Genomic DNA, 11769 nt, shown 5'->3' with positions numbered 1-11769 from the left:
CACAGAATTTTTTTTGATTGAGAGTGAATAAGCTGTTAGTAGGGTATGTGGTTGGCAAAAATACTTGAAGGAGGTTTTCCCCATGTTGTACATGAAGGTGACTCGAAACTTTGATGTGAAAACGGAAAAACAGACATTTGAGTTTATTAAAGGAAAGCTCTATCCGATTGAGGCAATGGTAGAAGATACGATTACGGTGGTGATCGATGATCCTACAGGCTATTGGGGAGGACGCATCCGCTTATCGATGACGAATGAAGCCGACTTTATTATTGTGGCTCATCCGCGAGCGCAAGCATGATGGCTCCAGTATCTAACTTTTAGACCAGTCTTTAACTCGTTAACATTGACTACATGAAGCAGTTGTTTTAAAGTAGAAGTAACTGAAAAAAAGTGAGGTGAGGGTATTGGGAAGGCAGTAAGCATGATGGCATTTTCACGAAACAACCGAACTGAATTTTGTATGCCAATAGGCCAGAACAAGCCTCAGCGCACAAAAAAGAGGACGGTTGAATAGAGATATTCATTTTAATTATAGCAGGAGGTGTAATTCCTTGCTGACTAGAGATGTCAGTAAGGATGTTATTTGGACGACATATTTAATTTAATCATGGTTACCCTTTTAATCGCATTAACTGGTTTTTTCGTAGCGACCGAATTTGCGATTGTAAAGGTTCGAAGCACAAGGATTGACCAACTGGCAGCGGAAGGAAACAAAAACGCGCTAGCAGCCAAAAAGGTAATTACGAATTTGGATGAGTATTTATCGGCCTGTCAACTCGGAATTACGGTAACGGCCTTAGGGCTAGGATGGCTTGGTGAACGGACAGTTGCTGATTTATTGAGGCCATTATTTGAGCAATTGGAGCTTTCGGCTTCCGTTGTGAGTGCATTATCGTTTGTGATTGCCTTTACTACGATCACCTTTTTACATGTCGTAATTGGGGAGTTGGCGCCGAAAACGGTAGCTATTCAAAAAGCAGAAGCGGTCACCTTGTTGTTTGCAAAACCAATGATTATGTTTTACCGTCTTATGTACCCGTTTATTAAAACGTTGAACGGGACTTCTCGATTGGTCGTTAGTTTATTTGGATTGAAGCCTGTAGCTGAGCATGAAATGGCCCACTCGGAAGAAGAATTGCGAATGATCTTATCGGAAAGTTTGAAAAGCGGGGAAATCAACCAGTCGGAATATAAATATGTAAATAATATATTCGAATTTGATGATCGTATAGCGAAAGAAATTATGGTGCCGCGAACAGAGATCATCGCGATCGATAAATCGGAGACGGCACAAGATTGTATTGCCATGGTATTAGATGAGAATTACACTCGTTACCCGGTGACGGATGGGGATAAAGACCGCATTATCGGTATGGTCAATATTAAAGAAGTATTGACCGACGTTATTAGAGACGAAAGCAAGAAAACGGTGAGCATCGAACATTACATTCGTCCGGTTATCCAAGTGATCGAATCGATTGCTATTCATGATTTACTCGTCAAAATGCAAAAAGACCGCATTCAAATGGCGATTTTAATTGATGAGTATGGTGGAACAGCGGGACTTGTCACTGTAGAAGATATCATTGAAGAAATCGTCGGTGAAATTCGCGATGAATTTGACCAAGATGAAACACCGATGATTAAACGAATCAATGAGCATCAAGTCATTCTAGATGGTAAAGTGCTCATTAGCGAAGTGAACGATCTTTTCGGACTCGACATTGATGATGAGGATATCGATACCGTCGGCGGTTGGGTGTTAACCGAAAAATTTGAAGTTCAAGAAGGCGACACCATTGAACGTGGCAACTACACCTTTAAAGTGATCGAAATGGAAGGATACCATATTAAATTTATCGAAGTTTCAAAAAAGGTAATGGTTCTTACCGAAGTAGAGAATGACCTTCGAGACGAAACGATACAAGAAGCCTGATTCGCTTATGCGAACCAGGCTTTTTTTCTTATAAAAACACAAAATAAATGACAGCAGCTAAGATGATTCGATAAATAGCAAACGGTGTTAGCTTGATTTTATTGATGAGTGCTAAGAAGAAGCGAATCGACACTAAGGCGAAGATAAAGGCACTAACAAATCCAACAACGAAAAATGGCAAAACATCTAGCGTGAAGTATTCCCAGTTTTTGATGAGCGATAACGTACTGGCACCCGCCATGATGGGAATAGCCATAATAAACGTAAAGTCGGCAGCGGCCCGATGACTCATACCGAGCAGCACGCCTCCGGAAATAGTTGAACCGGAACGAGAAAACCCTGGCCAAAGTGCGAAACATTGAAATAACCCCACTAAAAAGGCTTGTTTATAAGTGACGTCATCCACTGTTTCCGCTTGGACATATTTTGGTGCTAATTTATCAGCAAGCAACATCAAAATAGCCCCGACCACTAGGCCGATCAGTACTGTATGGACGGAAAAAAGATGTTCATCGATATAGTCTTCAAACAATAAGCCGAGAACGGTCGCTGGCAGTAGACCAACGATCACCACACTTAATTTCAATTGAGACAGATCTTGATGATCAGTCGTTGTTCTTTTTTTCAATCCAAGCAAGTGAAGAAGTCGATCTTTAAACACGATGACGACTGCTAAAATCGAGCCGAGCTGGATGACTACTTTGAACGTATTCGCCACTGGCTGAGAAAACATGTCTTTCGATTTCAATAACATATCATCAACAATAATCATATGGCCTGTTGAAGAAACAGGAGCAAATTCCGTCGCTCCTTCAACTAAGCCTAAAATAAAAGCGACGAACAATTCCCATAAATCCACTTTTTTCACACTCCTTTTGAAAGATTGTTTATGTTCTTCTTTATTATAAAAGGGTCGAATACGTTTCTCCTTCGAATGACCGAACAAAAAAGGAAAGCATGTGACAACAATGTCACACGCTTATAGTATGAACGAAGTCAATTTCGTATCACATTTCATTCTTCGTAAGTTCGATCGAACCGGTATCATTTGTGATGGCATTCTTATTGTTTTACTTGACTTTTCTCCGACTTTCTACAATTGTTATTTTAAAGAGGTTAAGTATTTGGGAGGAGTGGTTGGATGGGCGTGCATAATTATTTTAAAAGTTTATCGGATTTAGAGCATTTATTTCGATTACCGGGGAAGTTCAAATATCAAACACATACGGTAGCGGCTCATTCATTTAAGGTGACAAAGATTGCCCAATTTTTAGGAACGATTGAAGAAATGGCGGGGGAGTCAGTCGATTGGCGTTCACTGTATGAAAAAGCATTGAATCATGACTATGCGGAGCTGTTCACTGGTGACATTAAAACTCCTGTTAAATATGCTTCTAACGAATTAAATGCGCTATTTTCACAAGTAGAGGAGCAAATGGCAAAGAAGTTTGTTGAGCAGGAGTTCCCGACAGAATTGCAAGCTGTTTATATAGAACGCTTTAAAGAAGGCAAAGACGACACACTCGAAGGCCGCATTTTATCAGTGGCGGATAAAATTGATCTTCTCTATGAATCGTTTGGAGAAATACTGAAGCGCAATCCAGAACCGTTATTTCTTGAAATCTACCAAGAGGCCTTATCGACGATTATGAAATTCCATGAGATGAATTGCGTGCAATATTTTATCGAGCATATATTACCAGATATGTTGTCGGAAGAATTTATCCCTCATAATGAATTAAATTATGTCACTGAAATGATCGTGCAAAAATATGCGGACAAGTAAAACCACATGATGAAAAGTATGAAATTGAATAATTAGCAACACGGCTTCCATCAGCGGGAGACCGTGTTTTTTTGGCGCAGTAAGGAAGCTAAAAAAATCAACTTTCCGCCTTGCTTTTTTATAGGGTATGGGGTATTATAAGAATTAAGATGATGTATACCCAATGGGGTAAAATAAAAGGAGGAAGCATATTATGTTCTTTCGTTCTTACTTTGATGAAAAATTAGCTCAATATTCTTATATGGTCGGTTGTCAAAAAACAGGTGAGGCGATTGTCGTTGATCCTGCTCGTGATATTACTCCTTATGTGGAAACAGCAAAAAAAGAAGGTTTTCATTTAACAGCAGCAACAGAAACTCATATTCATGCGGATTTCGTGTCAGGGGCTCGTCAGCTAGCTCATGATCACGGTTCTACATTATATGTATCGGATGAAGGCGATGAAAACTGGAAGTATCAATATGTAGATGGATTGTCCGCAACACTTGTGAAGGATGGAGACGTATTTACGGTCGGAAATATTGAATTTAAAGTGATGCATACGCCAGGTCATACCCCTGAAAGTATTTCTTTTATCGTGACCGATAAAGGTGGCGGCTCCGATGTACCGATGGGCATTTTCACAGGAGACTTCGTATTTGTTGGCGATATCGGTCGTCCGGATTTATTAGAAAAAGCAGCAGGTGTGAAAGGAACGGCAGATGCTGGAGCATTGCAAATGTTTGATTCGGTTCAACGCTTTAAACAGCTTCCAGACTATTTATTAGTGTGGCCAGCACATGGAGCCGGCAGTGCTTGTGGAAAATCGCTTGGAGCGGTTCCACTTTCAACAGTCGGTTACGAAAAAGTGAACAACTGGGCGCTACAAATTGAAGATAAAGAAGAATTCCAAAAAGAATTACTGAAAGACCAACCAGAGCCACCAAAATACTTTGCGATGATGAAAACGGTGAATAAAGTAGGCCCGAAAGTATTAACGAATGAGAAAGTGCCTTATGCAGAGACGTATAAAGAGTTACAAGAGCTTTTAAATAAAGATAATACAGTCGGTGTAGATACTAGAGGCGGTATGGAATTTGCGAATGGTCATATTGCAGGAACGATCAATCTTCCATTCTCGAAGATTTTCACTAACTGGGCAGGCTGGATGTTAGGCTATGAACAAAATCTTGTCTTAATTGCTGACAAAGAGCAAGCGAAAGACATTCAACTAGCATTGGAGTCCATCGGGCTAGATCGCATTGTCGCTTTCGCTGATCCGAAAGCTATAAGCGAAGCGGATGAGCTAGAGCAATATTCAAACATTGATATTGAAGCGTTGAAAGCGCAATATCAACATGAAGATGTGTATGTAGTAGATATCCGTCAGCAAGCGGAGTGGAATGCAGGCCATATTCCAGGAGCGCACCATCATATGCTTGGTTATTTACAAGATCAATTGGCGGATCTGCCGAAAGATAAGAAAATCATCGTCCACTGTCAATCAGGTGCTCGCTCAGCTATCGGAACGAGCGTGCTACAAGCAGCAGGCTTTAAAAATATTGAAAACGTAGTAGGCGGCTTTGCAGCATGGAAAATCGCTGGCGAAGAAATAACAAAAGGAGAGAATGAATCATGAATAAAGTAACCGTATATTCAACTAACACATGCCCTTATTGCACAATGATGAAAAATTTTTTAAATGAACAAGGGATTTCATATAAAGAAGTGAACGTTCAACAAGATCAACAAGCAGCACAAAAATTAGTGGCAACGACAGGTCAAATGGGCGTTCCACAAACAGAAGTTAACGGACAATGGGTGCTAGGCTATGATCCACAAGCTGTTATGTCTTTGTTGAAGTAATTTCATGAGCCGGGCTTTACGCCTGGCTCTTTCTGATCGGAGGTGACCACGATGACATACGATAAAAATGTACGCAACCGGCTGAAGCGAATTGAAGGACAAGTACGAGGTGTTTTACGAATGATGGAGGAAGAAAAAGATTGCGCCGACATTGTCATGCAACTAAGTGCTATTCAAGGAGCAATCAATCGGACAATTGGCGTAGTGGTCAGCAAAAATCTAGAGCAATGTATTCGCCACAATGTGGAAAACGGTGAAGAAACAGATGAAATGGTGAAAGAAGCGGTTGAATTATTAATGAAAAGCCGTTAGTAAAGGAGCGGAAGGTGTGAGTAGAGAATGGATTGGTCCATAGGTTTTATCGTCACCATATTTCTTATTGGTTTTATCGGCTCGTTTATTTCGGGAATGGTTGGAATCGGTGGCTCGATTATTAAATACCCGATGTTATTATACATCCCACCACTGTTAGGATTCGCTGCCTTTTCTGCTCATGAAGTGTCCGGCATTAGTGCGGTTCAAGTCTTTTTTGCGACGATCGCCGGCGTTTGGGCGTATCGTAAAAGTGATTACTTGAATAAAACATTAATCATCTATATGGGGGCGGCTGTATTAATAGGTAGCTTTATTGGTGGCTTCGGCTCTGAAAATATGTCGGAAGCGACTGTGAACGTTATTTATGGTATTTTAGCCGCTTTAGCTGCGATCATGATGTTTATTCCGAAGAAAAATCTTGATGATCGCCCACTTGAAGAAATTACGTTTAATAAATGGCTAGCGGCTGTACTTGCTTTCATTGTCGGATTAGGCGCAGGAATTGTCGGTGCGGCCGGAGCATTTTTACTCGTGCCGATCATGCTCGTTGTCTTAAAAATCCCAACAAGAATGACAATTGCCAGCTCGCTAGCGATTACTTTTATTTCATCGATCGGTTCCACCGCAGGAAAGCTCATGACTGGTCAAGTATTGTTTTTACCGGCACTGATTATGGTTATTGCTAGTATCATCGCTTCTCCACTCGGTGCCAAAGCTGGGCAAAAAATGAATACAAAGATTCTTCAATGGCTACTAGCTATCTTAATTGCAGCGACAGCCGTGAAGATTTGGGTCGATATTTTATCGTGAAAACAGTGGGGGCATGATGCTCCTGCTTTTTTGTTATGTCAAGATTTAAAACGAACATACGTGCGTTAAAAACTAGCTTTCTTTGTTTTATTTGTGATAAAATGGGCAATATGATAAGTATCGAAATCGAAGACCTTCCAAATGGAAATAATAGTAGATGAAAGAGTATGATAGAAGAAAAAGGTTAGCAGGGGGGATAGAGTGTGGTCAATCAATTTGAAATAGTGTCTAAATATAGTCCACAAGGTGATCAGCCTACCGCGATTGCCGAACTAGTGGCAGGCATTGAGCAAGGAAAGAAGCATCAAACCCTGCTTGGAGCAACAGGAACAGGAAAGACATTTACGGTTTCTAACGTCATTAAAGAAGTGAATAAACCGACGCTTGTAATCGCTCATAATAAAACATTGGCGGGGCAGCTATATAGCGAATTTAAAGAGTTTTTCCCGAATAATGCAGTAGAATATTTCGTCAGCTACTACGATTATTATCAGCCGGAAGCGTACGTGCCGCAAACGGATACGTTTATTGAGAAAGATGCGAGCATTAATGATGAAATTGATAAGCTACGCCACTCGGCAACATCGGCGTTATTTGAGCGCAATGACGTGATCGTGATCGCCAGTGTTTCTTGTATTTATGGCTTAGGTTCTCCGGAAGAATATCGTGAGCTTGTGATTTCGTTGCGCGCAGGCATGGAGCTAGAGCGCAATCAGCTGTTGCGTCGCCTCGTGGATGTCCAGTATGAACGGAATGATATTGACTTTAAGCGCGGAACGTTTCGCGTGCGCGGCGATGTCGTTGAGATTTTCCCAGCTTCTCGTGATGAGCATTGTATGCGGGTGGAATTTTTCGGCGATGAAATTGATCGGATTCGTGAAGTCGATGCGTTAACAGGTGAAATCCTTGGCGACCGCGATCACGTCGCTATTTTTCCAGCTTCCCACTTCGTTACCCGAGAAGAGAAAATGAAGATTGCGATTGGGAATATTGAAAAAGAGCTAGAGGAACAACTGGCTATATTACGTGAAGACAATAAATTGCTAGAAGCGCAGCGATTGGAGCAGCGGACGCGCTATGATTTAGAAATGATGCGGGAGATGGGATTTTGTTCAGGGATTGAAAACTATTCGCGCCATCTAACGTTGCGACCATCAGGCTCAACGCCATACACACTATTGGATTATTTTCCGAAAGATTTCTTGCTCGTCATTGATGAGTCGCATGTGACCCTTCCACAAGTGCGCGGGATGTACAATGGCGACCAGGCACGCAAGCAAGTGCTAGTGGATCACGGTTTCCGCCTGCCGTCTGCGAAGGATAATCGTCCGCTCATGTTCCAAGAGTTTGAGGAGCATGTTCATCAAGCGGTTTACGTTTCAGCGACACCAGGTCCTTATGAAATCGAACATACCCCACATATGACGGAACAAATTATTCGACCGACCGGCCTGCTTGATCCAACGGTCGATGTTCGTCCGAGTGAGGGTCAAATCGATGACCTCCTTGGTGAAATACAGGAACGGATTGAGAAGAACGAACGCGTATTAGTGACGACATTAACGAAGAAAATGTCTGAAGACTTAACCGATTATTTAAAGGATATCGGCATTAAAGTACAGTATTTGCACTCGGAAATTAAAACGCTCGAACGGATTGAAATTATTCGTGATCTCCGCCTTGGTAAATACGATGTTCTTGTCGGTATTAACTTGCTGAGAGAAGGGCTTGATATTCCAGAGGTGTCGCTTGTGACGATTTTAGATGCTGATAAGGAAGGCTTCTTGCGCTCCGAGCGTTCATTGATTCAGACGATGGGCCGTGCTGCCCGAAATGCAGCGGGACATGTCATTATGTATGCCGATAAAATCACGGATTCAATGGCAAAAGCGCTCGAGGAAACGAAGCGTCGTCGCTCGATTCAGGAACAGTATAATGAAACGCATGGCATTACACCGATGACTATTCAAAAAGAAGTTCGTGATGTGATTCGAGCGACCCATGCAGCCGAAGAAACAGAAGTGTACGAAACACCGAAAAAATTGTCGAAAACAGAAAGAAATCATTTACTGCAAAGTCTTGAGAGTGAAATGAAGGAAGCGGCAAAAGCGCTTGATTTTGAGAAGGCGGCTGAGCTTCGCGATGTCTGGTTAGAGTTGAAATCGGAAGGATGACTTTTTTATGGGAATAGATAAAATTACAGTAAAAGGCGCTAGAGCACATAATCTCAAAAATATCGACATCACCATTCCGCGCGATCAATTAGTCGTGCTGACGGGTTTATCGGGATCAGGGAAATCATCACTCGCCTTTGACACGATTTATGCCGAGGGTCAGCGACGCTATGTCGAATCGCTGTCCGCCTATGCCCGCCAGTTTTTAGGGCAAATGGATAAGCCAGACGTAGATGCGATTGAAGGACTATCGCCAGCGATTTCGATTGATCAGAAAACGACGAGCCGTAATCCGCGTTCAACGGTTGGAACGGTGACGGAAATCTATGATTACTTGCGGCTATTGTTTGCACGTATTGGCCGTCCTGTTTGTCCCGTTCATGGCATTGAAATTACGTCGCAAACGATTGAACAAATGGTCGATCGCATTATGCAATACGAGGAGCGCACAAAGCTGCAAGTGCTATCGCCGATCGTTTCTGGTCGAAAAGGAACACATGTGAAGGTGTTTGAAGATATTAAGCGTCAAGGCTATGTTCGCGTGCGTGTAGACGGCGAAATGTACGAAATAGAAGATGAGATTGAACTAGAAAAAAATAAAAAGCATTCGATTGAAGTCGTCATTGACCGAATCGTCATCAAAGAAGGGGTCGAAGCGCGGTTAGCCGATTCATTAGAAGCGGCTCTCAAATTGGGAGAAGGAAATGTCGTCATCGATGTCATCGGCCAAGAAGAATTACTGTTCAGTGAACATCATGCTTGTCCTCATTGTGGGTTTTCGATTGGGGAATTAGAGCCGCGCATGTTTTCTTTTAACAGCCCTTATGGTGCTTGTCCAACATGTGATGGTTTAGGATCGAAGCTGAAGGTCGATGTCGATCTCGTCGTGCCGAATTGGGAGTTAACCTTAAAAGAACATGCGATTGCCCCGTGGGAATCGACCAGCTCGCAATATTATCCACAGCTTCTAGAGTCAGTTTGTACTCACTATGGCATCGATATGGATACGCCGGTGAAAGATTTACCGAAGGAACAAATGGATAAAATTTTGTACGGATCGGGCAATGAAAAAGTGTACTTCCGTTACGAAAATGATTTCGGGCAAATCCGCGAAAATCATGTAGCATTTGAAGGTGTCATCGGCAATATTGAGCGCCGTTACCGCGAAACGGGCTCCGATTATATTCGCGAGATGATGGAGAAATATATGGCGCAGCAAAAATGTCCGACATGTAAAGGCTATCGCTTGAAAAAAGAAAGTCTCGCCGTCAAAATTAACGACCGTCACATTAGTGAAGTGACGAATGATTCGATTGAGGAAGCGGAGAAGTTCTTTGCCTCGCTGACGTTAACGGAAAAAGAAATGAAAATTGCTCATTTAATTTTACGAGAAATTCATGAGCGGCTCGGCTTCTTAATTAATGTTGGCTTAGATTATTTAATGCTCAGTCGATCAGCGGGAACATTGTCTGGTGGAGAGGCGCAGCGCATTCGGTTAGCGACGCAAATTGGCTCGCGGTTAACTGGAGTGCTTTATATTTTGGATGAGCCATCCATCGGTTTGCATCAACGAGATAATGATCGCTTAATTCATACGATGAAAGAGATGCGCGATATCGGTAACACGTTGATCGTTGTTGAGCATGACGAAGACACGATGCTTGCGGCTGATTATTTAATCGATGTGGGGCCAGGGGCAGGCATTCATGGGGGAGAAATCGTCTCTGCCGGAACACCTGAACAAGTGATGAATGACCCCGTTTCATTGACAGGTCAATATTTATCAGGAAAAAAATACATTCCATTGCCGAAGGAGCGCCGTCAGCCAGATGGTCGCTGGATTGAAGTGATGGGGGCAAAGGAAAATAACTTAAAAAACGTTAAAGCAAAGTTTCCACTCGGTCTGTTTACTGCGGTGACAGGGGTATCGGGTTCCGGAAAAAGTACGTTGATCAATGAAATTCTTCATAAATCATTGGCGCAAAAGCTACATAATGCGAAAAGCAAGCCAGGACAACACCGCGAAGTGAAAGGAATCGAACATCTTGAAAAAGTGATCGACATTGATCAGTCTCCGATTGGCCGAACACCAAGGTCCAATCCAGCGACATATACAGGAGTGTTTGATGATATTCGCGATGTATTTGCGACAACGAATGAAGCGAAAGTTCGCGGCTACAAGAAAGGGCGCTTTAGCTTTAATGTGAAGGGCGGACGCTGTGAAGCTTGCCGCGGAGATGGCATTATCAAAATTGAAATGCACTTTTTACCGGATGTGTATGTGCCGTGTGAAGTGTGTCATGGGAAACGCTACAACCGTGAGACGCTTGAAGTGAAGTATAAAGGAAAAAATATTTCCGATGTGTTAGCGATGACGGTAGAAGATGCGCTGCAATTTTTTGAAAACATCCCGAAAATTAAACGCAAGCTTCAGACGATTGCCGATGTGGGATTAGATTATATTACTTTAGGCCAACCGGCGACGACTCTTTCTGGTGGAGAGGCTCAGCGTGTGAAACTGGCATCTGAATTGCACCGCCGCTCGAATGGACGCTCTTTCTACATTTTAGATGAACCAACGACCGGCTTGCATGTAGATGACATTTCTCGTTTGCTTCATGTACTTCAGCGTTTAGTTGACAACGGCGACACCGTATTAGTCATTGAGCATAATTTAGATGTCATTAAAACAGCGGATTATATTGTTGACCTTGGACCGGAAGGCGGCGATCGTGGGGGAATGATTGTCGCTTCAGGCACACCAGAGGAAGTAGCGGAAGTGGAAGGATCGTATACCGGTTACTATTTGAACAAAGTATTAGTTCGTGACCGCGAACGTGTTGTAAAAGTTTAAGATGTTGAAACTTTTTCTAAATCGTTGCGTATGTAAAGAGAGAAAG

General features: G+C 42.5%; 10 protein-coding genes. 9 read left to right on the top strand and 1 reads right to left on the bottom strand.

All coding sequences use genetic code 11. From position 1 onward, the window contains the following. The first annotated feature begins 82 nt into the window (after nt 1-82). A complete protein-coding gene (locus ACSVDJ_RS16315) occupies nt 83-301 on the top strand; it encodes an SH3 domain-containing protein (protein WP_439167271.1) in 219 nt (72 codons plus the stop codon). 309 nt (nt 302-610) lie between these two features. Continuing rightward, entirely contained in the window at nt 611-1939 is a 1329-nt protein-coding gene (locus ACSVDJ_RS16310) for a hemolysin family protein (RefSeq protein ID WP_439167902.1), read from the top strand. Nucleotides 1940-1967: 28 nt separating this feature from the next. Here ACSVDJ_RS16310 and ACSVDJ_RS16305 read toward each other — a convergent pair whose 3' ends face one another. Continuing rightward, nucleotides 1968-2798, bottom strand: a complete 831-nt coding sequence (locus ACSVDJ_RS16305; protein ID WP_439167269.1) for an undecaprenyl-diphosphate phosphatase — start codon at nt 2796-2798, stop codon at nt 1968-1970. Nucleotides 2799-3080: 282 nt separating this feature from the next. Between ACSVDJ_RS16305 and ACSVDJ_RS16300 the strand changes: the two genes are divergently transcribed. The 7 genes from ACSVDJ_RS16300 to uvrA all read left to right on the top strand — a co-directional run bounded on the left by ACSVDJ_RS16300 (nt 3081) and on the right by uvrA (nt 11723). After that, on the top strand, nt 3081-3725 hold the full coding sequence (locus tag ACSVDJ_RS16300; protein ID WP_439167267.1) for a YfbR-like 5'-deoxynucleotidase: 645 nt from the start codon (nt 3081-3083) through the stop codon (nt 3723-3725). Between the two features lie 193 nt (nt 3726-3918). After that, complete coding sequence (locus tag ACSVDJ_RS16295; protein WP_439167265.1) at nt 3919-5343, top strand: MBL fold metallo-hydrolase; 1425 nt, start codon at nt 3919-3921, stop codon at nt 5341-5343. Continuing rightward, on the top strand, nt 5340-5570 hold the full coding sequence (locus ACSVDJ_RS16290) for a glutaredoxin family protein (RefSeq protein ID WP_439167263.1): 231 nt from the start codon (nt 5340-5342) through the stop codon (nt 5568-5570). The genes ACSVDJ_RS16295 and ACSVDJ_RS16290 overlap by 4 nt, the downstream gene beginning before the upstream one ends. A 51-nt stretch (nt 5571-5621) precedes the next feature. Beyond that, complete coding sequence (locus ACSVDJ_RS16285) at nt 5622-5882, top strand: metal-sensitive transcriptional regulator (RefSeq protein ID WP_439167261.1); 261 nt, start codon at nt 5622-5624, stop codon at nt 5880-5882. 27 nt (nt 5883-5909) lie between these two features. Next, on the top strand, nt 5910-6695 hold the full coding sequence (locus tag ACSVDJ_RS16280; RefSeq protein ID WP_439167260.1) for a sulfite exporter TauE/SafE family protein: 786 nt from the start codon (nt 5910-5912) through the stop codon (nt 6693-6695). 203 nt (nt 6696-6898) lie between these two features. Continuing rightward, complete coding sequence (uvrB, locus tag ACSVDJ_RS16275; protein WP_439167258.1) at nt 6899-8869, top strand: excinuclease ABC subunit UvrB; 1971 nt, start codon at nt 6899-6901, stop codon at nt 8867-8869. Nucleotides 8870-8876: 7 nt separating this feature from the next. After that, nucleotides 8877-11723 (top strand): excinuclease ABC subunit UvrA, encoded by a 2847-nt coding sequence (uvrA, locus tag ACSVDJ_RS16270; RefSeq protein ID WP_439167256.1) that lies wholly within the window; start codon nt 8877-8879, stop codon nt 11721-11723. Nucleotides 11724-11769 lie beyond the last annotated feature (46 nt).

Source organism: Bacillus sp. Hm123, assembly GCF_051842975.2.
Taxonomy (GTDB): Bacteria; Bacillota; Bacilli; order Bacillales; family Domibacillaceae; genus Bacillus_CE.
The sequence above is the reverse complement of the archived record's forward strand: the minus strand, read 5'-3'. Positions and strand labels throughout refer to the sequence as shown.